The organism is Pseudomonas sp. NPDC087626, assembly GCF_044743405.1.
GTDB lineage: Bacteria > Pseudomonadota > Gammaproteobacteria > Pseudomonadales > Pseudomonadaceae > Aquipseudomonas.
Window position 1 is genome coordinate 55,020 of sequence record NZ_JBIUWJ010000002.1, and the last position, 23,690, is coordinate 78,709.

Here is a 23,690-nt window from a genome sequence, read left to right on the forward strand (position 1 = left end):
GCAGGTCATTCGGGTCGTTGCATCCGGCAGGCATCCTGGACAGGCGCGGCGGCCTGATCGGCGCTGAACGACTTGATCGGCACAAAGCCCATGTCGGTGCCGTCCACTTTGTAGGGAGCCTCCTTCGACACCACCGACACCACGAACGGCATCAGCAGTTGGTGATCCTCGGCGCGCATGCGCACATCACCCAGCGGATTGCTGTCGCTGGCTTTTTCCAGGGCCAGGGCGAAGCTGCGGGTATTGAGACGCCCGTCTTCGGCCGGCAGTTTTTTCAGCACGTTGCCGACCATCTGCAAGGCGAATACGGTTTGCGGTTCGATATAGGCAGGCAGGTGACCGGTCTTGGCCTGGTACTCGCTGGCAAAGGTCTTGCCCGCTTCGCCCGCGGCCTCGATGTTGAAGGGATGGGAAACATAGTGACCCAGCGCGACGTCGCCGGCATTGGCCAGGTTGCCCGGCTGATCGAGAAAGGCGGTGCCGAAGCGTAGTTTCAGGCCAGCGGCGCGACTGGCTTTCATCAGCAGCAACAGGTCGTTGCCCCAGTTGCCCGTCAGCACGGTTTCAGCGCCAGAGGCCTGGATGCGAGCGATGTAGGGAGAGAAATCCTGGACTTTCTGGGTGTCGTGCAGGCTCTTGCCCACCAACTGATAACCGCCAGCCGCGGCGTTTTCAGTGATGGCTTGCTCCATGTCCAGGCCCCAGCTGTAGTTCTGGTTCATGGAATAGACTTTGCTGCCCAGGGTGCCCGCCTCTTTCATCGCCGCGACCAGGGTCTTGACCCGGATCGGCGCATTGCCGTTGAAGCGGAAGTGATAGAAGTGGCATTTGCTGCCGGTCAGCTCGAGCGCTTCTCCGCCGACGTTGAGGAACACCACTTCCTTGCCCTTGTTACGCAGGTTGTATTTGCGCACGTCTTCGGTGATCTGCCCGGCGGCCACCGACGAGGCACCTTGAACGATCATTTGGGCGCCACTGCCGATGGCGGCCTTGAGTTTCTCGGAAGCGCCCGCCGGGGTACCCTGGCTGTCGAACTCCAGGAGCTGGATCGGTTCGCCGTTCCAGCCACCTTCGGCATTCAAGCGTTCGATCTGAAAACGCGTGGCAGCGCGGAACATTTGCCCAGTGGCAGCCGACGGCCCCGACAGGGTCTCCACCAACGCCACTTTCAGAGGATCGGCGCAGGCGATACCGGCGAACAGGGTCGTGCCGAGGGTGAGCAGACGCAGCGTGGTCTTGGTGTGCATGGAAACCTCGTTTTTTATTGTTATTTACAGTCTGGTAGAACATTAGCCACATCTTGTCTGACCAGTTGGCGAAAACTACGTCAACCATGCCCCGAAGTCAAAGCACCCAAGCCAAAAATTACCCATTTATTTTTTATCGATTTACTTGAAGGCCTTGAAAACAGCCGGCCTAACCCGAGATTATTTTTTTCAAACACTTGTAAGACCACAACTCAATCCTTCACTATCGCAGCTCATCACTTCGATACCTGTACCCGTGCTGCCTCTCGGCAGAGGACTGAACAATGAAAAGCGACAACGTGCCCCCCTACCAGCCCCTGCCCATGGAGATCGTTCACTGGCTCAGTGGCGAAATCCAGTCCGGACGGCTGGCTACCGGTGATCAACTGCCCAGCGAACGGCAACTGTGCGAACAGTTTTCGGTCAGCCGAGCGGTGGTGCGTGAGGCCTTGTCGCAACTCAAGTTCGAGGAGTTGATCACTACCCAGCAGGGCAAGGGCGCCTTCGTCGCCAAGCGCGGCGAGCGCCATGCGTTTCGCTTGAAAGAGGTCTCGCTCGGTGAAGAAGACGCACTGCTGCACATCCTCGAATTCCTGATCACCATTGAAGTCGGCGCCACGCGCCTGGCGGCCTTGCGTCATACCCCTGAAGACTTGAAAAAGATCCGCCAGGCCCTGGTCGGCATGGAATACGCCATGGTCAACGACCAACTCGGCGACGAAGAGGACTATGCGTTCCACCAGGCGATTGTCGCGGCCACGCACAACCCGCATTTCAAGTCGCTCAACGAGTACCTCGACCACAGTGTCCGCAGGCTGATTCGCGAGGCCCGCAGCAACACCGCGGAAATCTACAACGAGCTGATCCAGGACGTGCAGGACGAACACCAGGCCATATTCCAGGCCATCCAGGCGCGCGATCCAGTGCTGGCCGGTGAAGCTGCCGAGCGTCATCTGCGCAATGCCGCCAAGCGCATGAACATGTACCTGCAGGCCTGATCCCCCTGCAGCACCTTGACACCGAAAAGCCAAGCCTTCTACCATCCTGTCAGACAACAATAAAATATGTCAGACAGGTTAATACTCATGACTCCCATCAGAGCGCTGTTGCAAGGACTGGCTTCACTGGCCCATCTGCCTTCCAACAGACCCGCTGCACCTGCCCAGCCTCCTCCATTGCTGTTTGCGCTTGATGCCTTTTTCGGCCCTGCCCCGCTTGAAAGCGACGCCAGCGCCCGTCCCCAACCCTACCGTTGAGATTTCCCATGCACATCAGTGGCCAGACACAACTGATCGGCATCGTTGCCGATCCGATCGCCCACGTAAAAACCCCGCAAGTGATCAACCACAGCGCCGCCAACCAGGGCCTGGACCTGGCCTGCGTGCCCCTGCATGTACGTGGCACGAATTTGCAAAAAGTGCTGCTCGGGGTATCCGGCATCGCCAATCTGCGCGGCCTGGTCGTGACCATCCCGTACAAGGAAAGCATCGTTGAGTACTGCGACGAATTGACCGACACCGCGCGCCAGGTCGGCTCGGTCAATGCCGTACGGATCGACTCCGAGAGCGGTCGCCTGATCGGCGGCAACTTCGATGGCGAGGGCATGCTCGCCGGGCTGCATCAGCAGGGTCACCGACTGGAAGGCAAGCGGGTGCTGCTGGTGGGCGCCGGAGGTGCCGGCAAATCGATTGCCTGGGCGATTGCCCAACAACAACCGGCCCGACTGGCAATTTACAACCGCTCCCCGGCACGTGCCGAAGCCTTGCTCGAACGCCTCAGAGCGCAGTTCCCCCAGGTCGACCTGAGCAGCAGCGACGGCAATGCGCAGGACTTCGACGTGATCATCAACGCGACCGCCCTGGGCCTCAAGGACGACGACGCCCTGCCCCTGGATCCCGCCACCCTACGAGCCGATGCCCTGGTCTGCGAAGCCGTGATGCGCACCGGCGATACCGCCCTGCTGGCAGCGGCACGCGAGCGCGGCTGCCGCGTGCACCACGGGCAACACATGATTTACGGCCAGATCGTGCAGATCTGCCGCTTTCTCGGTGTTGACCTGCAACATGAACACCTGGCCCGCATTCTCGGCCCATGAGCCCTGGCATTCTTCCGGAGACCCCGACCATGTACGACTTCAACAACCGCGTCCTCCTGCTGACAGGCGCCAACGGTGGCATTGGCCGTGAAGTGGCGAAACTGTTCTATCAATACGGCGCCTCGATGGTTCTCACCGACCTGGACGGCGACGGCCTCGCAGCATTCGCCCAGCAACTTGACCCCAGCGGCGAGCGCGTCGCCACTCTGCGGATGAATGCCGCCGACCCTGAAGACTCGAGCAAGGCCGTGCAACTGGCCGTCGAGCGCTTCGCCGGCATCGACTTCCTGGTGCCATCGGCCGGCCTGTACCAGTCGCAGCCGATTCGCGAAATGACCGATGAGCAATGGCGCCAGACCCTGGGCATCAACCTCGACGGCGTATTTTACCTGTGCCGCCGGGCGATCCCGGCACTGCGCAGCAACAGCGCAATCGTCAACCTGACCTCCGTGGCCGCACACCGTGGCGCGTTTTCCAACGCCCACTACGGCACTTCCAAGGGCGGCCTGCTGAGCCTGACCCGTGCCCTGGCCCGCGAGCTGGGCCCGGACACCCGGGTCAACGCCGTATCCCCCGGCATCATCGAAACCCCAATGACCCAGGACCTGATCGCTAACCGTGGCAGCGACTCGGTAGAACAAACCCCGCTCAGACGCCTGGGTCAACCCAGCGAGATCGCCTCGGTGATCGCATTTTTGTGCAGCAACGGGTCAAGCTTCATGACGGGTGAGGTGCTGCATGTGAATGGCGGGTTGTATATTGCGGGATGAGGTACACCGTAATAGTCCAGGTTTACTGCCAGTCAGTAAGCCTGGAGTTTCACAGCGACTCCACGCCCACTTCGTCCCAGATGGACTCGGCCAGATGGAAGCTCGCATTGGCAGCAGGAATGCCGCAGTAGATAGCACTCTGCATCAGGACTTCCTTGATCTCATCACGGGTCACGCCATTGTTCTTCGCCGCACGTAGATGCAGGCGCAACTCACCTTCGCGGTTCATCCCGATCAGCATGGCAATGGTGATCAGGCTGCGGGTATGGCGCGGCAGGCCGGGACGGGTCCAGATGTCGCCCCAGGCATGTCGAGTGATCATTTCCTGGAACTGCGCATTGAAGGGCGTCAGCTGTTCCAGGCTGCGATCAACATGGGCATCGCCCAGCACCTCGCGGCGCACTTGCATGCCGGCTTCGTAACGTTGCTTTTCGTCCATTTCACAATCCTCTTGCCAAGCGTTCAAAGGGTAAAAGCCTGATGATCGGCAACCGCGCGCTCGACCCAGCACTGCGCTTGCCCCAGGTAATGGGAGGGGTCGAGCAGCCGCTCCAGTTCATCCGCGGACAGCTGCGCGCTGACTTGCGGTTCGCTGTCGAGTACTTCACGTAAATGCACGCCGTGCTCTACGGCGCGGCGACAGCATTGCTCTATCAGGTGGTGGGCAGCATCGCGACCGATGCGCTGGGCAAGAGCGATACTGACGGCCTCTGCCAGCACCAGCCCCTGGCTCAGCTGCAAGTTGTGCAGCATGCGCTCGGCATCGACTTCCAGCCAGGGAACCACCTGCAACGCCTGTTGCAATGAGCCGGATACCAGGCAGCACAATTGCGGCAAGGTTTCCCATTCGGCATGCCAGAGCCCGAGGCTACGTTCATGTTCTTGTGGCATGGCGGCAAACATGGTCGACACCAGTCCCGGTGCACGGGTCGCCGCACCGATCATCACCGCTGCGCCAACCGGATTGCGCTTATGCGGCATGGTCGAAGAACCACCCTTGCCCGGCGCAGTGGGTTCGAACACTTCCCCCACTTCGGTCTGCATCAGCAGGCTCAGATCCCGGCCGACCTTGCCCAGACTGCCGGCGATCATTCCCAGCAGGCTGGCAAATTCCACCAGGCGATCACGCTGGGTGTGCCAGGGCTGCTCGGGCAGGTTCAATTTCAGTTCAGTGGCCAGGGCTTGCGCCACAACAAAGGCTTGATCACCTAGCGCCGCCAAGCTGCCGGAGGCACCGCCAAACTGCAGGCAGAGCAAACGCGGCTTGATTTCAACCAGGCGTTGGCGATGACGGGTGATGGCGCCCAGCCAGCCAGCGATCTTCATACCGAGGGTCACCGGCGTTGCCTGTTGCAACCACGTACGTCCGACCATCGGCGTGCCCGCATAACGCAGCGCCTGCTGCGCAAGCACGTCGGCCAGTTGCGCCATATCGCCTTCCAACAACTCGATGGCTGCACGCAATTGCAACACCAGGCCGCTGTCCATCGCGTCCTGGCTGGTCGCGCCCAGGTGTACGTAACGTTCAGCCGCCGGATTTTGCCCCGCCACCTCCTTGCCCAGCGCCTTGACCAAGGGAATCGCCGAGTTGCCCGCGCTGCCAATGGCAATGGCCAACGCATCGAAATCGTAGCGTTCGGCGCGACAGGCCGCGACGATATCCGCCACCACTTCGGGGGGAATGAGCTTGATGCCGGCTTCGGCGCAGGCCAGGGCGGCTTCGAAATCCAGCATGCCCTGCACCCGGCCCCGGTCGGAAAAAATCTCGCGCATGGCCGACTGTGTGAAATAGCTATCGAAGAGTTGATTGGTGGGTCTATTCACGCCATTACTCCAGAATTCAGAAATCAGTCAGGTCATCTCAGGTGGCGTCCGCATGGCTCACCAGCCCCTTGATCACGACCGCAACGGTGGCCAGTGCCGCGGGCACCACCAAGGCGCTCAACACCTGCTCGAAGTTCCACCCCAGCCCCAGTAATGTCGCCCCAGTCCAAGCACCGAGGATTGCCCCAAAACGGCCAACACCGAGCATCCACGACACACCCGTGGCGCGCCCCTGGGTCGGATAAAAACGCGCCGCCAGCGATGGCATCGCCGATTGTGCGCCGTTGATGCACATACCCGCCAACAGCACCAGGGTCGCAAGCAAGGTGACATTGCCCAGGCTCTGCCCGACCAGCCAGACAAAGACGCCAGCCAACAGGTAGGTGATGCCGATGACCTTGTGCGGATTGAACTTGTCCATCGCCCAGCCCACACCCACTGCACTGAGCACGCCACCGAACTGGAACAATGCACCGATGAACGCCGACTGCTCCATGCTCGCGCCGCTGTCACGCATCAGGGTTGGCAGCCAACTGGTCAACAGGTAAACGATCACCAACCCCATGAAGTAGGTGAGCCAGAGCAACAAGGTGCCGAGGCTGTAAGTGCCGGAGAAAATCACTTTCAGCACATTGCGGCTTTGCACCACGCCCTGCTCCGGCACGCTGAAGCCCGCCGCCGAGGCGACCTCCTGCGGGGCGATCGGTGCCAGAACCTGGCGAATCCGCTTTACGCTGTGATTACGCACCACCAGAAAGCGCGCCGACTCCGGTAGCCAGAGCAACAGCACCACGGACAACACCAATGGCAAGATCCCGCCGAGCATCAACAGGCTGTGCCAGCCCAGCAACGGAATCATCTTCGCCGAGACGAATCCGCCACACGCCATTCCCAGGTTGAAACCGCAGAACATGCTGGTCACCAGCAGTGACTTGAGTCGATCCGGGGTGTATTCGGACAGCAATGTGGTGGCGTTGGGCATCGCTGCGCCCAACCCCAGGCCGGTCAGCAGACGCAAAGCCAGCAACTGCTCGACGTTGTTGCTGTAGGCCGAGAGCAAGCTGAACAAGCCGAACAGAAACACCGAGACCACCAGCACCACTTTGCGCCCGAAACGGTCCGCCAGTGGCCCGGAACCCAGGGCGCCGAAGACCATGCCAATCAATGCCGCACTCATCACCGGCCCCAGGCTGGCGCGATCAATGCCCCAGTCCTGGCTCAGCGCCGGTGCGATAAAGCCCATGGCGGCCGTGTCCAGACCATCCAGGAACACGATCAGAAAGCACAGCAAGACGATCCGCCATTGGTAGGTGGAGAGTGCCTTGGTGTTGATCAACGCCTCGACATCGAGCGTGCCGGCCACCGGCGCAGGTACGGAGACAGTCATGCAAAATTTCCTTTATTTTTATTAGACGCTTGGAAAACTACCGGTACAGCGCACGCAGGCTTGCAACCCTAGAAGTCGAAGAACACTGTTTCCGCCTCACCTTGGACACGAATGTCAAAGCGGTAGGCCAGCTTGCCGTCAACGGTGCAACGCTTGGCGATCAAGCTTTCCCGACGTTGCGGCTGCTCGATCAGGTTAAGTACCGGGTCGCGGGAATTGGCCTCGGCCTCATCGTCGAAGTACAGGCGGGTCTGCAAGTGAATGTTGATGCCACGGGCAAACAACGACAGATTAATATGCGCCGCCATGGGCACGCCGGCTGCGTTGCGAACGACGCCCGGCTTGATGGTATGCAACCGCCACTCGCCGACATCCGTGGTGGCGGTTCGGCCAAAACTATTGAAGGGGTTTTCAAGGTTGTATTCGACCTCGTACACACCCTCGTGGTTGGCCTGCCAAAACTCCAGGAACGAGTCACGGATCAGGTGGCCATTGCCGTCATAGACATTGCCCAGCAGCAGAATATGCTCGCCCGGGGCTCCGGGTTTGGCCATCTCGTTCCAGATTTCCTGCTCGCGGGGTGGATTGCCAGCCGCCTCCAGCGCCAGGCCGATATGCACGTAAGGGCCAGCCGTTTGCGAAGGGGTTTCTGGTAAAAGTTGAACGGGCATGCGCGAGCCTCCTCAGCAGTTTTCGAAATGGGTCTGGCGTTGACCGCGCAAAACGATATCAAAGCGATAAGCCAGGCAGTCCATCGGATTGGCCATGCTCATGTCGAGCTTGGCGATCAAGCTCTGCACCGCATCCGGATTGGCGATCGACTTGACGATCGGGCACATGGGGATCAGCGGGTCGCCTTCAAAGTACAGCTGAGTGATCAAGCGGGTCGCAATGGACGGGCCACTGATCGAGAAGTGAATATGCGCAGGCCGCCAGTCATTGGGGCCGTTGCGCCATGGGTACGGGCCAGGTTTGACCGTGCGGAAACTGTAGTTGCCGTCGCGGTCGGTCAAGGCCCGGCCAACGCCACCAAAATTCGGATCGATGGCTGCCAGGTAGCTGTCTTTCTTGTGCCGGTAGCGACCACCGGCATTGGCTTGCCACATCTCGACCAGGGTATGGGGGATCGGCTTGCCGTATTGGTCACAGACCCGTCCGGCGACGATGATGCGTTCGCCGACGGGAAGCCCACCGTGGTTGAAGTTGAGCAGCAGATCGTTATCGTGCTGGCCCATTTTCAGGTGGGAAAAGTCCGGCCCGGTGGTTTCCGAGAGAGACTGAGGAATGCTGACCAGGGCCTGCCGGGGGGAACGCAAGATCGAGGTTTTGTAATCCGGGGTCAGGGCCTTGGGATGCCAATTGCGGTCACGAATGACGAAGCGGGCATTGTCCGCATCAGACATATCAGTCTCCTTGATTGTTATGGGTAACGGCTGATAGGCAACAGCCTGTCGCCCAGTCTCTCCCGGCAAGAGCTGATCCAAAACTGAAAAAACAGACGCTATCCATATCCAAATGGTTATGGATAGCGTCCCTCGCGATACTCCTCCCCCACTTCGCGCAGTACCTCCACGCACCATTGGGTCGCCAGGGGCATGTGCAGCGCGGGGTTGCTGCACATGCCAACCGAGCCGCCCGGTTCACGAATGCCCAAATCCAATTCGACCAATGCACCGCGGCTCAGGTCTTGCCTGACGGCATCCAACGGCGCGACCCAGACCGCCTCACTGCACTCCACGTAACGCCGACTCAGGGTCAGCGACAAGGTTTCAAGACGCCGGCGCGGCGGGCTGATGTCGTGCTGCACAAACAGGCTGTCGGCGAACTTGCGGATCGTCGTCCCGGCCAATGGCAGTACCAGCGGATAGTCTTCAAGACTTTGGTGACCGTGGGGATCGCTCAGCAGCGGATGGCCGCTACGCACCACCAGGGTCATGGATTCGCTGTACAGGTGCTCGAATGCCAGGCCAAGAATCTGTGGGCTATCGGTCATCCGCCCGACCACCAGATCCAACTCACCGACGCGCAGTTGCGACAGCAGGTACGCGCTGGGTCCGGTCACCACGCTCACGACCAAGGCCGGATGGCGGGCGTGCAAGCGGCAGATGACTTCCGGTACCAGCAGGCTTTCCACTGTGGACAGCACCCCGAGCCTTGCGGTGATCGGCGCATGTTCACCAGAACGCAGGTTATTGACCCCTTCGCGCAGGGCTTGCACGCTCGGTCCGGCATAGCGCAGAAAAGCCACCCCAGCGTCGGTCAGCGCGGCGCCACTCTTGCTGCGTGTGAACAAGCGGGTGGCCAGCAAGGTTTCCAGTTCCTTGAGGGTTTTGGAAAGCGCTGGCTGGCTGATTGCCAATTTATCCGAGGCACGGGCCAGGCTTCCCTGGCGCGCTACTTCGAGAAAACACAGCAAATGACGAAATTTTATCCGGGTATCGATATTCACCGCAGTTGGCTGCCTTGCAGGTCTGGCATCCGCTAACGCGGGATGCGAAATTGTTTCGGTGACTGCCCGGTTCCGCGTTTGAAGAAGCGCGAGAAGTAGGCAGGCTCGGAAAAGCCCAGGCTGTCCGACACCTGATTGACGGTCATCGCCGTATACACCAGATTGCGCTTGGCTTCGAGCAGCAGTCGCTGGTTGATCATCGCCAATGCCGATTGCCCACACAAGCGCCGACACAGGGCATTGAGGTGAGCAGCGCTGATCCCCAGCGCCGTCGCATAGTGCTCGATGGGCAGGTGCTCGCGAAAGCGTAACTCCAAGGCTCGGGTAAACCCCTGCAGATGCTCTCGACCACGCTCACGGAGTTTGGTGTCGGGCGGTGAAAGCGCCAGGCTGCGACGACTGAGCCAGACAACCAGCAACGTGATCAACGAGTGCAACATAGGATCGCGGCCAGGTTGGTCCTGGCTATATTCCCGACTGATCGCGGCGAACAGCGTGTCCAGGTAAGCAGACTCAGGACCTGGCAAATAACAGCCCGGGGTATTCAGCGCCGTGCTGTCCAGCGCAGCGCCGAGCTGCTCGACCAAGGGCACGGCCAGAGTAATGACATGGCCCTGGATATCCTCGGAAAACCTGAAGGCGTGCACACTCAATGCGGGTACCACCTGTAACGCCGGGCCTTGAACTTGCGTGCTCAGGTCTTCGACTTCCAGTACCGCCTGTCCCGCCTGCACATACAACAGCTGGACCAGATCGCTGTGCCAGTGCGGTTTTATTTCCCAACTGTGCAGCTGACTGCGCTCTGGAATGGACTCGCAATGCAGCAGATCGGGAGTCGGCCAGACCGTGGTCTCACCATAGAGTTTGAACACTGGAACAGACATGGCAGAAGATTTCACGATTTCCCCCAATGATGGCGATCCACGAAAAGTCCATGGATCTTGCCGGATAGTGCCTTCTTATCGGTACTTTAGTCATCAAAAATACAGGAGACAAAAATAACAGCGTTCTGTAAGGCGTAACGCCTTCAGCCGCACAGACAGGACTACAACAATGAAAACTCAAGTCGCCATCATCGGCGCCGGCCCCTCCGGCTTGCTGCTCGGTCAATTGCTGCATCGCGCCGGCATCGACAACGTCATCATCGAACGCAAGAACCCGCCGTACATCCTTTCGCGTATCCGTGCGGGTGTGCTGGAGCAAGGCATGGTCGATCTGTTGCGCGAGGCTGGCGTCAGTGAACGCATGGATGCCAATGGCCTGGTACACGACGGTTTCGAACTGGCCTTCGATGGACGTTGTGAACACATTGACCTCAAACAGCTGACCGGCGGCAAGACCGTGATGATCTACGGTCAGACCGAAGTCACCCGTGACTTGATGGAGGCCCGCGTTGGCGCCGGTGCCACGACCGTCTACGACGCCGAGAACGTGCAACCTCACGGCATGAAGAGTGACAGCCCTTACGTCACCTTTGAGCGTAACGGCGAGATCGTCCGCCTGGACTGCGATTACATTGCCGGTTGCGACGGTTTCCATGGCGTCTCGCGACAGTCAATACCGGCAGACACCCTGAAGGTGTTCGAGCGCGTCTATCCCTTTGGCTGGCTCGGTATCCTCGCCGACACCCCACCCGTCCACGAGGAGCTGGTCTACGCCAACCATGAGCGCGGCTTCGCCCTGTGCAGCATGCGCTCGAAAACTCGCACCCGTTATTACGTGCAAGTGGGAACCGAGGAAAAACTCGAGGACTGGCCCGATGAGCGCTTCTGGGGCGAACTCAAACTGCGCCTGCCCGCGCACCTCGCCGACCAGTTGGTGACCGGCCCCTCCATTGAAAAAAGTATCGCGCCGCTGCGCAGTTTCGTCGTCGAACCCATGCAATATGGCCGCCTGTTCCTGCTCGGTGATGCGGCTCACATCGTCCCGCCGACCGGTGCCAAGGGCCTGAATCTCGCCGCCAGCGATGTCAGCACGCTGTATCGAATTTTGCTCAAGGTCTATGGCGAGGGTCGCACCGATCTGCTGGAGAAATACTCGCAGATCTGCCTGCGCCGAGTGTGGAAAGCCGAGCGTTTTTCCTGGTGGATGACCTCGCTGCTACACCGGTTCCCAGACACCGACGCCTTTGGCCTGCGCATGCAGCAAACCGAGCTCGACTACTTCGTTAGTTCGCCCGCCGGGCGCCAGAGCATTGCCGAGAATTACGTCGGCCTGCCCTACGAAGCCATAGAGTAATGGGCAAGTCGTGACCTGAGCCCGGTGCTCAGGTCAATGTGCAGGAAACACCACTGCGACCGGCACGATGATCGACCCGTTGAATCCAGTTAAATAAACGCCAACCTTGCTCGCGCCCCACGCACCGCAGCCATGTGCTGCTCGGCCTGGGGCAGCAGGTAGCTGAAAAAGAACCCGGCGGTTTCCAGTTTGACGGCGCGCAGCGGATCGTCTTCAGGCAATTGCCGCGAGACCCGAGCCGCCCGTGCCCAGGCCAGCGCTAGCAAGGTCAGGCCGCATAGCTGAAGAAAACTCCCTGCAGCTCGATAGGGGTACTCGACATCTTCGAGTGATCGCTCACGCACCTCGCCAACCAGCACGTGAAGCGCACTACACAGGTTCGCCAGTTGTGCAGCAAAGTCGGCGCACTGTGGCATTTCGGCGCCCAGCCTGGACTCCTCGCGCAATTGCGCCAACAACAGGTCGAAAGCCTGGCCCTGGTCGCCCAGTACTTTGCGTAGCAGCAGGTCGTTGGCCTGAATCTCGTTGCTACCTTCGTAGATCATGGCGATACGGCTGTCACGCAGGGTTTGCTCGATGGCAAATTCGGTGACGTAACCGTAACCGCCAAACACCTGCAAGGCGTTGCTGGCCTGGCGAAAACCCTGTTCGGTGAAAAACGCCTTAATGATCGGCGTTAGCAGTTGCGCCAGTTGCCCGGCGTGTTGCCGAGCCAGCAGCTGCGGGTCATGTTCGGCCTGGTCCAACAGGTGTGCGACCCAATAGCCAATAGCGCGCATGCCTTCGCTGGTGGCGCGTAACTCGAGCAGGACGCGGCGCATTGCCGGATGGTAGTGGATCGGGTCGGCTGCCTGCGCCACGACCCCGGCCGGTCTTGACGGTGCACGCATCTGCTGGCGTTGACTGGCGTAGCTACGGCAGTTCTGCCAGGCCGCTTCACAGTGCCCCAGGCCTTGCAGGCCTACGTGAAGACGTGCTGAGTTCATCATCACGAACATCGCCTTCAAGCCACGATTGACCTCGCCAATCAACCAGCCCTGGGCCGCCTCGAACACCAGGGAACAGGTGGCACTGCCCCTAATCCCCATCTTGTGCTCGATACCGTCGCAGGCCACGCCGTTGGCCTGCCCTTGATTCAACAACTTCGGCACCAGGAACAGCGAAACCCCTTGGCTGCCGGTTGGCGCTCCCGGCACGCGAGCCAGCACCAGATGCAGGATGTTGTTGGTGAGGTCGTGCTCGCCGCCCGAGATAAACAGCTTGCTGCCACTGAGCCGATAACTGCCGTCGTCCTGAGGTTCGGCGCGACAGCGTAGCAGGCCGACATCACTGCCAGCCTGGGGCTCAGTCAGGCACATGGTGGCCAAGGTTTCGCCACTGATTATCCCGGGAAGATAGCGCTCCTGCAGCCAAGCGGCTGCGTGGGTCTTCAAACACAGGTAGGCGCCGTGGGCGATGCCGGTGTACATGGCCCACGCGTGGTTACTGGCGTAAAGCATCTCTTGCAGCGCCGCGTCGAGCACTTGCGGCAAGCCTTGTCCGCCCAGCGCCTCGGCACAGGCCAGGGCCGGCCAACCGCCTTCGACATAGGCCCGATACGCGTCGGCAAAGCCATCCGCAGTGGTGACCCGCCCCTCGACCAAACGGCAACCCTGACGATCGCCAATGCTGTTTAACGGCGCCAGGATGCCACTGCTGAAACGCCCAGCTTGCTCCAGTACCTGCACGGCCAGCGGCAAATCCAGCGCCTCGAATACCAAACTCCGACGCCACGCTTCGGGCGCCTGCAGCCAGTGCTCAAGAACAAATTGCATATCGCGCAAGGGTGCCTGATAGCTCCACATGTGAAACCTCATAGGGTAGTGAACAGGTGACATCCGTCGCTACGGGCGGGCTACTGATGCCTCAGGCGCGCCAGGTCGGGTTCTCGATCAGCAGGGCCATGCCCTGCCCGCCGCCGACACAGGCCGCGGCAATCCCATAGCGCAGGTTGTGTTCGCGCAGTTGCCGGGACAGGGTCAATACCAGGCGCAGGCCACTGGCAGCCAACGGGTGACCGAGGGCCAGCGAGCCCCCCTGGACGTTGAGACGGCAGCGGTCCAGCTGCAACTCCTGAGCCACGGCGAGGACCTGGGCGGCTTGGGCTTCGTTGATTTCAAACCTGTCGATCTGATCCAGGCTCAAGCCGCTGCGCTGCACCAACAGACGAATCGCCGGTGCAGGTCCGATCCCCATGAACTCCGGCGCCACTCCCACCACCGCGCTGGCCCGCAGCAAGGCTAACGGTGTGCCGCAGCTAGCCGAAGCAGGTCCGACCAGCGCCGCTGCCGCACCATCGGCTACCGCACAGCTGTTTCCGGCGGTTTGTACGCCGCCCTCGTGCACGGCGCGCAGCCGGGCCAGGGCGGCGAGATTTGCGGGTCGTGGGTGGCTGTCTTTACTCACTGAGTCGACGCCCCGCGGCAAGCGAATACTGCGAGATTGATAGCCTTCAAGTTCGAAGATCTGTGGAGCCACAGCAACAATCTCCGGCGCCAGCCACCCTGTCTGCTGCGCTGCAAACGCCTGCTGATGACTGGCACAGGCATAGACGTCCACGGCTTCGCGACTCAGCCCATAGCGCCGTGCCAGCTTGTCGGCAGTGGCGATCATGTCCACCCCGGGCGCTGGGTCGTACAACGCTTCCCAGAGAAAGTCCTTGAACTGTACCTCGGCGCCAAGGCGGAAACCGCCACGATGGGTATAGGCGGCAATCGGATTGCGTGACATCGACTCGGTGGCCACGCACAGCGCCAGTTGCACACCGTCATCCAGTTGCCTGGCGGCCTGGCGCAGCAATTCGAATCCGGTGGCACAGATGCGCTGTACGCCCAGTGCCGGAACCGATTGCGCCACGCCGCTATACAGACCGATATGCCGTGGCAGCAGGTAGGCATCGAAACTGGCCTGGGCCATGGAGCCCGCCAGTACGCTGTCTACCGCCAGTGGATCGACGCCCGCACGAGCCAGTACTTCGCGCCCGACCTTGATGCCCAGGTCGATCGGCGAAACTTCGGCCAGTGCACCACCGAGGTCCACCCACGGCGTGCGCACTGCATCGAAAATCGCTGCATCGGCAAAGGCCGAGTACTGCCCGCCGGTGTTCAGCACTTCGCTCACGATTTCGCCCCGGCCCGCAGGATGGTCGGATCGAGCCCGCGATACAGGGCCTCGACCTGCTCCGCGCGCCACTGCAACACCGCACGCTGATTGATCGAGCCCTTGTCGGTGATTTCCCCCCGATCAATGGAGGCCGGCTCGTCGAGCAAGGCAATCCATTCCAGGCGACTGGCATTGCCGCCGGCTTCGCGATTGAGCCGCTGCAACCAATCGGCGAACCACTCGCGTACCGGCGCGCTTGCCAACACCTGGGCGTCGCTGGCACTGGCCGCCAGCCCCGCCAGGCGTCGGCATTCGTACAATCTCGGGAACACCAGCGCGCCGAGGCATTGACGATCCGGCGCGGTCACTACCAGGTCCTGGACATAGGGCGAACCCTCCAGTACTGCACGATTGCGCAGCGGGCCGACACTGACGAACACCCCTGAAGACAGCTTGAAGTCCTCGGCGATGCGCCCATCGAACATCAGCCCCAGTTGCGGGTCATGCGCGTTGGCCAGCTTGAGCGCATCCCCGGAGCAGTAAAAGCCTTGTTCGTCGAACACCTCGGCGGTCTGCTGCGGTGACCGCCAGTAACCGGGCATGATGTGCGGCCCACGGAAGCGCCCTTCCAGCTTGCCGTCCTTGGGTACCAACCGAACCTCGCAACCCGGCGCCGGCAAGCCGATATAACCGGCCATGGACAATGGCCCGGTGGTAAAGGTGCAGGAAGGCGCGGCCTCGGTCATGCCGAGCCCGGCCATCATCCGGATGCGTTCGCCACAGTGTTGTTCGGCGACCCGGTCCAGGCGGTCCCAGACGCTTTGCGACAGCCCGGCAGCGGCGAAGAAAAATAGGCTGACGCGCTTGAAAAAACACTCCCGGAGCTCCGCGTCCTGTTCCAGGGCCGAGACCAGTTCTTCCCAACCCTTGGGCACGGTCAGGTAGGCAGTGGGAGATACCTCCTTGAGGTTGCGCAGGGTCTGGGCAAAGCCCTGAGCAGTAGGTTTGCCGTCGTCCAGGTAAAAACTGCCGCCGTTGTAGAGCACGATGCCCAGGTTATGGCTGCCGCCGAACGTGTGGTTCCACGGCAGCCAATCCACTAGCACCGGAGGCTCTTGACCGAACACTGGAAAAGTCTGCAACAACATCTGTTGGTTGGCGCAGAGCATGCGCTGGGTGGTGATTACGGCCTTGGGCAGCCTGGTCGAGCCGGAAGTAAACAGAAACTTGGCGATGCTGTCCGGGCCGGTGGCGGCAAAAGCGGCTTCAGCCTCGGCGCCGCCCGGTTGCTCAAGCAGGCTGGAAAAGCTCACCTGGCGGCGGCCCGCGACCTGGCCACGGACGCTGATCAGTGGCGTATCGGCCGGCAGCACAGCCTCGATGGCGCGCTGGTACGCCGGGGCATCACTGACGAACACCAGGCCTGGTTGCAGCAGGTCGCACACATGGCGCAGCTTGGAGAAGTCCTGGGACAGCAGCGAATAGGCTGGCGATACCGGGCAGTAGGGAATGCCCGCATACATGGCACCGAAGGCGACTTGCAAATGCTCGATGTCATTACCCGAAAGCAGCACCAGGGGTTTGTCAGCCGAAAGGCCATAGCCCAGCAGGCATTGGGCGATAGCCCGGACACTGGCGAGCATTTGCGCGTAACTCACCCGACGCCATTCACCGTCGTCCTGGCGGGCGGCGATAAAGGTCTGCTCGGGACGCACCTGGGCCCAATGCACCAGACGGTCGAGCAACCGCCTGGGCATCTCGGCCAACGGTTCGAGGGAGCGCATGTGCAATACGCCCTGCTGCTCGGTAACCTCGACCGCCGCGCAACCGATGGACACGTGGCGATAGCGCGGTGCGCTGGCTTGGGCATGGGGTTGCAAACTGAATTCGGAACTCACCTGTTTCTTCTCCGTCGAGGCACGCTAAACCCAAGCCACACACAGGCGACTCAGCGATAGCATGGCAGCCGTTGGCTGCAGCCTTGTTATTGTTATTTCGGCCTTGCACACGGGCATTTGACTTGCGGGGGAAGCCAATGCCCGCCTGTTCAGATCGGGTAGTGCCGCGGTCCATTCTGCAAGGTGACCCAACGCAACTGGGTGAAGTGCTCGATGGATGCCTTGCCACCGAAACTTCCGTAGCCGCTGGACTTGACCCCGCCAAAGGGCATCTGCGCCTCGTCGTGCACGGTCGGGCCGTTGATATGACAGATGCCCGACTCGACCCGTTGGGCCAAGGCCAGGGCACGCCCGCTATCGCGGCTGAAAATCGCCGCCGACAAACCAAACTCGGAGTCGTTGGCCAAGTGCAGAAGCGCTTCATCCCCCTCACCGCGCAGCAACACGGCCACCGGTCCGAACGACTCCTCGCGGTACAGGCGCATGCTTGCGTTGACGCCGTCGAGCAGGGTCGGCTGCAAGATGCTGCCGTCCAGTTGCCCGCCGACCACCAGCCGCGCGCCCTTGGCCAGGGCATCGTCGATCAAGCCCTTGATGCGCGTTCCGGCGCTTGCGTCCACCAGCGAACCGAGCACCGACTCCGCAGCCGCAGGGTCTCCCGCGCGCAGGGTGGCGACCTTGGCCGCCAACTTGTCGACAAAGGCATCGGCAACCTTGGCATCGACGATCAGACGCTCGGTGGACATGCAGATCTGCCCCTGGTTGAAATAAGCGCCAAAGGCGGCCGCCTCTACCGCGGCGTCCAGGTCGGCATCGTCGAGCACCAGCAGCGGTGCCTTGCCGCCCAGTTCCAGCAACGCCGGCTTGAGGTGGCGCGCGGCGAGTTCACCGACGATACGTCCGACATGGGTCGATCCGGTGAAATTGACCCGGCGTACCGCCGGGTTGGCGATCAGCCGCTCGACAATCGCCGCGGCATCCTCAGGTGCGTTGCTGATCACATTGACCACGCCATCGCCCAGGCCGGCGTCTTGCAACACCTGACCGATCAGGCGATGCACCGCTGGACTGAGCTCGGAGGCCTTGAGCACCACGGTGTTGCCGCACGCCAATGGCATGGCGATCGCGCGGGTGGCGAGAATCACCGGGGCGTTCCAGGGGGCGATACCCAAGACGACGCCGCAGGGTTGGCGCAGGGCCATGGCGAAACTGCCAGGCACATCCGAGGGGATGACTTCGCCATTGATCTGCGTGGTCATCGACGCCGCTTCACGCAGCATGTTGGCCGCCAGCCGCACGTTGAACGCGTACCAGTTGGCCATGGCGCCGGTTTCGCCGGCCGCCTCGATGAACTCGGCACTGCGTGCCTGCAATTGCTCGGCCGCCTTGAGCAAACGGCTCCGGCGTTCATTGGGGGCCAGGGCAGCCCAGGCGGGAAACGCCTTCTGCGCAGCGGCCACCGCGGCGTCGGCATCTTCCAGGGTAGCGGCGGCGACCCGCGACACCAACTCGCCAGTCACCGGGTTACGGCGTTCGAAGGTTCGACCGTCGCGGGCGGGGCACGACTGGCCGCCAATCAGCAGGGGCACGTCCAGCATGGTGATTCCTCTTTATAGTCTTTGTCGGGAATACATAGGAACGAGGTAACCGCAGCTCCCGGCGCATCCGCCCGTAGCAGGATGCGCCCGGCTGCCTGGCGCGGCACCTCAGCGTTTGTACGCTTGCAGGCCCGGCTTGATGCTCTTGTCGTCGAGGAATTGCTTCATGCCCTGCTCACGGCCGCCTTCGGTGTCCAGCAGGCGTGACTGATCGAGCTTGGCGTACAGGTAATCCTCGTTCTGCTCCCACGTCAGTTCGCGGCAACGTTTGAAACCATGCTTGGCCGCACGCAGCACCACCGGGTTTTTCTCCAGCAGGTTACGCGCCAGCGCCACAGTGACTTCCCGCAGTTGTGCCAGGGGTACGCTTTCATTGACCAGGCCCATCTCGGCGGCCTTCTGCCCGCCAAAGGTCTTGCCGGTCATGATGTAGTACAGCGACTGGCGATGGCCCACGGTGTCGGCCATGGCCTTGCTGACCAGGTTGCCCGGCGGGATACCCCAGTTGATCTCCGAAAGGCCGAAGGTCGCTTCGTCGGCACAGATCGCCAGGTCGCAGGCCACCAAGGGGCTGAAGCCGCCGCCGAAGCACCAGCCGTTGACCATGGCAATGGTCGGCTTGGCGTACATGCGCAACAGCTTCCACTGCCATTGCGAGGCTTCGCGGCGGATTTTTTCCTGGAGGATCTCCGGGCCAGCGTCCACTTCGCGAAAGTATTCCTTGAGATCCATCCCCGCAGTCCAGGCTTCGCCCGCACCGGTCAGTACCAGCACACCGGCGTCCGGATCCTGCTCCAGGGTCTCCAGAACATCGATCATCTCGCGGTTCAGGGTCGGGCTCATGGCGTTGCGTTTTTCCGGGCGGTTGAGGATGACCCACGCGATGCCTTCCTCGATTTCCACTTTGACCGTTGTCCAGCGACCTTCGTAATTGCTCATGACGATGCTCTCTTGTTCTTGGTTTGAAGATGACTGGAAATTAAATCAGCCAATTAGTTATGTCAATTAACTATTAATAGAATTAACCAATTTCCTCGCACTGGAAGCTTCCATCCCCCAAACGCCAGGCAACATTGGTCATAGCAATCACCGGTCAACGCCGGCAAAATAGATAGTCTTGTTAACCTCCAACCTTCAGGACTCACCTGCAATGGCCAAGCCCTCCCCCCTCGCCGAGTCGATCGAGGCAGCGTCGACCAACGTCGAGATGCAGGCACCACTCGATTCGGCGTTGAACGACCTGATCGGCTACGCCATGCGCCGCGCACAACTCAAACTGTTCCAGAACCTGATTGGCCGCCTCTCGGCCCACGATCTGCGACCCGCCCAGTTCTCGGCCCTGGCGATCATCAATCAGAACCCCGGCCTGATGCAGGCCGACCTGGCCCGGGCACTGACCATCGAGCCGCCCCAGGTGGTACCTCTGCTCAATAAACTGGAGAGCCGTGCGCTGGCGGTTCGCGTGCGTTGCAAGCCGGACAAGCGTTCCTATGGGATCTTCCTGAGCAAGACCGGCGAGACCCTGCTCAAGGAACTCAACCAGATCGCCGCGCAAAGCGACCTGGATGCCACCGCGGCACTGGACGATCAGGAACGCGAAGAGCTGCTGCGACTGCTGAAGAAGATTTATCAGGAGTGACGCACGCCCCCAACGGGCGTGTCGGTGAGAAGCCTGCAGTCCCCGGGGTTACCAGATCGGCAAGGTGTAGGTCACCAGGAAGCGGGTCTGGTTTTCATCGCGAAATGCTGCGCCGGACGGGAAATCGTTGCGATAAATCGCCTTGCGCGCCACCAGTCCAACGTTTTTCAGCGGCCCGCTCTGCACCACATAGCCCAGCTCCATCTGGAACTCGCGCTCCTTGCGATCTTCGGCGTTGAAGGCTGCCAGCTCGATATTGTCACCGCGCAAATAACGCAACCGCCCCCTCAGCCCGGGCACTCCGGACGCTGCGAAATCATAGTCATAGATGGCCTGCCACGTGCGCTCCTTGGCGTTGAGAAAGTCCGAAGCCATGGTCAGCTCACTCATCCCCATCAACTCTGTCCCGGAGATGTAGGGCGTCGCCGAGTTGCCACTGGAATGCATGTAGCCGAGGCCCAGGCGATGCCCGCCATAGCGGTAGCTGAACAGCCCCGAGACGTTGCGGTTGTCCACTTCACCAGCCTTGGCACTGCCATCTTCGCGACTGAAAAAACTGCGCAGGTCGCTGGTCAATGTCCCACCGCCCAGCGGCAGGTCATGCAGCAAGGCAAAGGTATCCTGTTGGTACAGGTCGGCCACCTCGGCGTGGTAGGCACGCAGGCTCAGCGTCTTGCTGACCTGATAATCGCCCCCCACATAGGCCATGTGCGAGGTCGTGGCAGTCGCGTTGAAGCGCCGGTTGGGCGACGCGATGGTCATCGCCTCATAGTTGGTGGAATTGCGCTTGTCGATGCGATCGATGTACCCGGTGTTCAGCGTCAGGTCATCGATGTCCCTGGAGCTCAGGATGGTGCCGCGAAAGGTTTGCGGCAGCAGTCGCGAGGGGCTGGCAAACGCAAACGGCAGGAAGATCGACACGTCCCCGGACTTCACCGTGGTCTGGGCAAAACGCAGCTTGGCGGTCGGGGCCAGGCGCGAGTACTCATCCGCCGCCCGATTGTCGCTGGCCGACACCGGCAACAACTCGGTGCCGCTGCGATCCGGCGCGGAGTCGAGCTTGACCCCCAGCAGCCCGCGGACGTCCAGTCCAAAACCCAGCGGCCCCTGGGTAAACCCCGACTCCATGCTCATGATGAAACCCTGGGCCCACTCCTGGGCAGCGGTCTTGGCCCCATCGTCCTTGTACTGGCGGTCCAGGTAGTAATTACGCAGGGTCAAGGTGCCATGGCTGTCTTCGATAAAGCCCCCGGCGCGAAGCTGGGTGGGCAGAACGCTCAAGCCGAGCAGCGCCAGGACCCACCCGCGACCGATACCGGGTACACAGGTGGCTGACGCCGTCGCAACGTCGTACGTGGGGAGATTGGGCATGTTCGATTTCCATTTTTTATTATTGTTTGTGCTGCCAGGAGAGCGCAGCACAGCCGGCTTCGCGGACAGAGAATGGAAATTGCCCATGACTCCTGTCAATGGTAACTGACCGATAATCGAACATTAATATTGTTATCTATTTTTCATCAGATCTTGCGATAAGCTCTTTATCAATTGATTTATATAACTTTTATCCTGTTTTTATAGATTTTTATGGGTCAGTTCATTTTTTAGTTATCTTTGTTATCTTATTAATCAGCAGTCATCTTCAGCGTACCTCGTGCGATGGGACGGCTCGACTCCACAACAAAAACAACAATGAGGTTCCCCCCATGGACAGCCCATCGCGTCGTTCGACGCTGACAATCGCTTTGTGCTTTATCGTTGCGTTGATCGAGGGTTTCGATCTGCAGGCCGCCGGCACTGCTGCCGCCGGGCTGCGCCAGAGTTTTGCCCTGGACCCGAAAATGATGGGTTGGGTGTTCAGTGCCGGGATCATCGGCCTGCTGCCCGGGGCGTTTTTTGGCGGCTGGGTCGCCGATCGCATCGGCCGCAAGAAAATCCTCGTCGGTGCAGTGCTGCTGTTCGGCCTGTTTTCCCTTTGCACTGCCTATGTCGAGAGCTACTCCAGCCTGTTGCTGGTGCGCTTCATGACCGGGTTGGGCCTGGGTGCCGCCCTGCCCAACCTGATAGCCCTGTGCGCCGAGGCCGTAAGCGAACGCAACCGCGGCACCGCCATCAGTGTCATGTACTGCGGCGTGCCCCTGGGCGGTGCGCTCGCGGCAGTGGTGGCGATGTTTTCCAGTGAACACTGGCAAACCACCTTCATCATCGGCGGCCTGGTGCCCTTGCTGGTTGTACCGCTGATGGCCCTGCTGCTGCCCGAGTCCACTGCCTTCCGCCAGCAACGTTCAGCAACTGGCAGCCCACGGCAGTCCACCGCACAGGCGCTGTTCGGCGAAGGCCGGACACGCAACACCCTGGCCTTGTGGCTGAGCTATTTCTTCACCTTGACCGTGATGTACATGCTGCTCAACTGGCTCCCTTCATTGCTGCTGGAACAGGGCTTCAGCAAACCCCAAGCGGGCATGATCCAGATGCTGTTCAACATCGGTGGCGCCCTCGGCTCGCTGCTCGGTGGCCTGCTTCTGGACCGTTGCAACGGCCTCAAGGTCGTGCTGTTCGTGTATGCCGGGTTGCTGGCGGCGCTGGCCGGGGTCGGCCTGTCTAGCGGAATCGTGCCAATGTCGATCGCCGGGTTTGCCGCCGGGCTTTTCGTCATGGCTGCGCAACTGGTGCTCTACGCCCTGGCGCCACCGTCCTACCCGACCGCAGTGCGCGCCACCGGCGTCGGTGCGGCCGTGGCCATCGGTCGCCTGGGCTCAGTGGCAGGCCCCTTGGCCGCCGGGCAGATCCTTGCCGCCGGTGCCGGCACTACTGGCGTGCTGCTGGCGACTTCACCCGGGCTGGTGATCGCCGCCTTGTCGATCATCACCGTGATTGCCCGCTCCAGTTCGACCACTGAAGCACCGCTGAATACCGCCAACTGAGCATCACTGCGAAGTTTTCAACCTTGCAGCAAAATCCAATCGAGTAAGAGGTGGTTTCACCACCGCCGTCCTCTCCCAGTGCCAGCGTGCACTGGGACTGGGCGCGTGCAGTTACAACGTCCCGAATCGCAAAGCATGTCCCAGGCTCTACCCCATCAGCCCATTACACTCCTCTATTGGATCCTTTGCGATGAAATCCACGAAACGCTCGATAATCGAACACTTTAAAAAACTATAAGTATTTGTTTTTTAAGGGATTTTACAAACATGTATTAAAAAACAGAGCAAACCCCTCTAACGGCCACTTTTCAATGGATCCATAAATCGATTGACTGGCGCCACACGGTGTCAGGTAAACGCCTGCCCGCTCATAAAAATAACAAGGGTGTCGTGATGAGTGACTTCTCAATCGGGCTCAAGTCTTGGCTTGTACCCACCTTCGTGTGCCTTTCTCGTTTTACCTGTACGCAGCCTCGTCTCAAG

Annotated in this window: 20 protein-coding genes; 6 read left to right on the top strand and 14 right to left on the bottom strand. The window is 60.8% G+C overall.

Annotated features, from left to right (window positions below; genetic code table 11):
- Positions 1-5: 5 nt before the first annotated feature.
- Positions 6-1,247 (bottom strand): branched-chain amino acid ABC transporter substrate-binding protein, encoded by a 1,242-nt coding sequence (locus ACIOVD_RS01980; protein ID WP_095170123.1) that lies wholly within the window; start codon positions 1,245-1,247, stop codon positions 6-8.
- Positions 1,248-1,531: 284 nt separating this feature from the next.
- On the opposite strand from ACIOVD_RS01980, the gene ACIOVD_RS01985 reads away from it, so the two are divergent.
- The 3 genes from ACIOVD_RS01985 to ACIOVD_RS01995 all read left to right on the top strand — a co-directional run bounded on the left by ACIOVD_RS01985 (position 1,532) and on the right by ACIOVD_RS01995 (position 4,112).
- Positions 1,532-2,245, top strand: coding sequence for a FadR/GntR family transcriptional regulator (locus ACIOVD_RS01985; protein WP_095170122.1), 714 nt, complete (start codon positions 1,532-1,534; stop codon positions 2,243-2,245).
- Between the two features lie 266 nt (positions 2,246-2,511).
- Entirely contained in the window at positions 2,512-3,342 is an 831-nt protein-coding gene (locus ACIOVD_RS01990) for a shikimate dehydrogenase family protein (RefSeq protein ID WP_401125787.1), read from the top strand.
- A 29-nt stretch (positions 3,343-3,371) separates the two neighbouring features.
- The gene (locus ACIOVD_RS01995) at positions 3,372-4,112 is read left to right on the top strand and encodes an SDR family NAD(P)-dependent oxidoreductase (RefSeq protein WP_401125790.1); all 741 of its coding nucleotides are present in this window, start codon (positions 3,372-3,374) and stop codon (positions 4,110-4,112) included.
- A gap of 49 nt (positions 4,113-4,161) precedes the next feature.
- Here ACIOVD_RS01995 and pcaC read toward each other — a convergent pair whose 3' ends face one another.
- From pcaC to ACIOVD_RS02030, 7 genes are all read right to left on the bottom strand, one after another.
- Positions 4,162-4,551 carry a 4-carboxymuconolactone decarboxylase gene (pcaC, locus tag ACIOVD_RS02000; RefSeq protein WP_095170119.1) on the bottom strand — a complete coding sequence of 130 codons (390 nt, stop codon included), beginning with the start codon at positions 4,549-4,551 and terminating at the stop codon, positions 4,162-4,164.
- Positions 4,552-4,574: 23 nt separating this feature from the next.
- A complete protein-coding gene (locus tag ACIOVD_RS02005; RefSeq protein ID WP_095170118.1) occupies positions 4,575-5,936 on the bottom strand; it encodes a 3-carboxy-cis,cis-muconate cycloisomerase in 1,362 nt (453 codons plus the stop codon).
- Positions 5,937-5,973: 37 nt separating this feature from the next.
- Positions 5,974-7,323: an MFS transporter gene (locus tag ACIOVD_RS02010; RefSeq protein WP_401125794.1), complete on the bottom strand. Its 1,350-nt coding sequence runs from the start codon at positions 7,321-7,323 to the stop codon at positions 5,974-5,976.
- A 68-nt stretch (positions 7,324-7,391) separates the two neighbouring features.
- The gene (gene pcaG / locus ACIOVD_RS02015; protein ID WP_159995150.1) at positions 7,392-7,994 is read right to left on the bottom strand and encodes a protocatechuate 3,4-dioxygenase subunit alpha; all 603 of its coding nucleotides are present in this window, start codon (positions 7,992-7,994) and stop codon (positions 7,392-7,394) included.
- A 12-nt stretch (positions 7,995-8,006) separates the two neighbouring features.
- Positions 8,007-8,726 carry a protocatechuate 3,4-dioxygenase subunit beta gene (gene pcaH / locus ACIOVD_RS02020; RefSeq protein WP_095170115.1) on the bottom strand — a complete coding sequence of 240 codons (720 nt, stop codon included), beginning with the start codon at positions 8,724-8,726 and terminating at the stop codon, positions 8,007-8,009.
- 116 nt (positions 8,727-8,842) lie between these two features.
- The gene (pcaQ, locus tag ACIOVD_RS02025; RefSeq protein WP_095170114.1) at positions 8,843-9,772 is read right to left on the bottom strand and encodes a pca operon transcription factor PcaQ; all 930 of its coding nucleotides are present in this window, start codon (positions 9,770-9,772) and stop codon (positions 8,843-8,845) included.
- 32 nt (positions 9,773-9,804) lie between these two features.
- On the bottom strand, positions 9,805-10,656 hold the full coding sequence (locus ACIOVD_RS02030; protein ID WP_095170113.1) for a helix-turn-helix domain-containing protein: 852 nt from the start codon (positions 10,654-10,656) through the stop codon (positions 9,805-9,807).
- Between the two features lie 169 nt (positions 10,657-10,825).
- On the opposite strand from ACIOVD_RS02030, the gene pobA reads away from it, so the two are divergent.
- Positions 10,826-12,010 carry a 4-hydroxybenzoate 3-monooxygenase gene (pobA, locus tag ACIOVD_RS02035; protein WP_095170112.1) on the top strand — a complete coding sequence of 395 codons (1,185 nt, stop codon included), beginning with the start codon at positions 10,826-10,828 and terminating at the stop codon, positions 12,008-12,010.
- Positions 12,011-12,099: 89 nt separating this feature from the next.
- Here the strand turns inward: pobA and ACIOVD_RS02040 are convergent, their stop codons facing one another.
- From ACIOVD_RS02040 to ACIOVD_RS02060, 5 genes are all read right to left on the bottom strand, one after another.
- Positions 12,100-13,854, bottom strand: a complete 1,755-nt coding sequence (locus tag ACIOVD_RS02040; RefSeq protein WP_401125798.1) for an acyl-CoA dehydrogenase family protein — start codon at positions 13,852-13,854, stop codon at positions 12,100-12,102.
- A 61-nt stretch (positions 13,855-13,915) separates the two neighbouring features.
- On the bottom strand, positions 13,916-15,157 hold the full coding sequence (locus ACIOVD_RS02045) for a thiolase family protein (RefSeq protein WP_401126163.1): 1,242 nt from the start codon (positions 15,155-15,157) through the stop codon (positions 13,916-13,918).
- 8 nt (positions 15,158-15,165) lie between these two features.
- On the bottom strand, positions 15,166-17,049 hold the full coding sequence (locus ACIOVD_RS02050; RefSeq protein WP_401125801.1) for a feruloyl-CoA synthase: 1,884 nt from the start codon (positions 17,047-17,049) through the stop codon (positions 15,166-15,168).
- Between the two features lie 149 nt (positions 17,050-17,198).
- Entirely contained in the window at positions 17,199-18,647 is a 1,449-nt protein-coding gene (locus ACIOVD_RS02055) for an aldehyde dehydrogenase (protein WP_320334224.1), read from the bottom strand.
- 108 nt (positions 18,648-18,755) lie between these two features.
- Positions 18,756-19,586, bottom strand: a complete 831-nt coding sequence (locus ACIOVD_RS02060; protein WP_095170108.1) for a p-hydroxycinnamoyl CoA hydratase/lyase — start codon at positions 19,584-19,586, stop codon at positions 18,756-18,758.
- Positions 19,587-19,797: 211 nt separating this feature from the next.
- On the opposite strand from ACIOVD_RS02060, the gene ACIOVD_RS02065 reads away from it, so the two are divergent.
- A complete protein-coding gene (locus ACIOVD_RS02065) occupies positions 19,798-20,286 on the top strand; it encodes a MarR family winged helix-turn-helix transcriptional regulator (protein WP_095170107.1) in 489 nt (162 codons plus the stop codon).
- A 48-nt stretch (positions 20,287-20,334) separates the two neighbouring features.
- Here the strand turns inward: ACIOVD_RS02065 and ACIOVD_RS02070 are convergent, their stop codons facing one another.
- Positions 20,335-21,657 carry an OprD family porin gene (locus tag ACIOVD_RS02070; protein ID WP_401125805.1) on the bottom strand — a complete coding sequence of 441 codons (1,323 nt, stop codon included), beginning with the start codon at positions 21,655-21,657 and terminating at the stop codon, positions 20,335-20,337.
- A gap of 332 nt (positions 21,658-21,989) precedes the next feature.
- Between ACIOVD_RS02070 and mhpT the strand changes: the two genes are divergently transcribed.
- Positions 21,990-23,207, top strand: coding sequence for a 3-(3-hydroxy-phenyl)propionate transporter MhpT (gene mhpT, locus ACIOVD_RS02075; protein WP_401125808.1), 1,218 nt, complete (start codon positions 21,990-21,992; stop codon positions 23,205-23,207).
- Positions 23,208-23,690 lie beyond the last annotated feature (483 nt).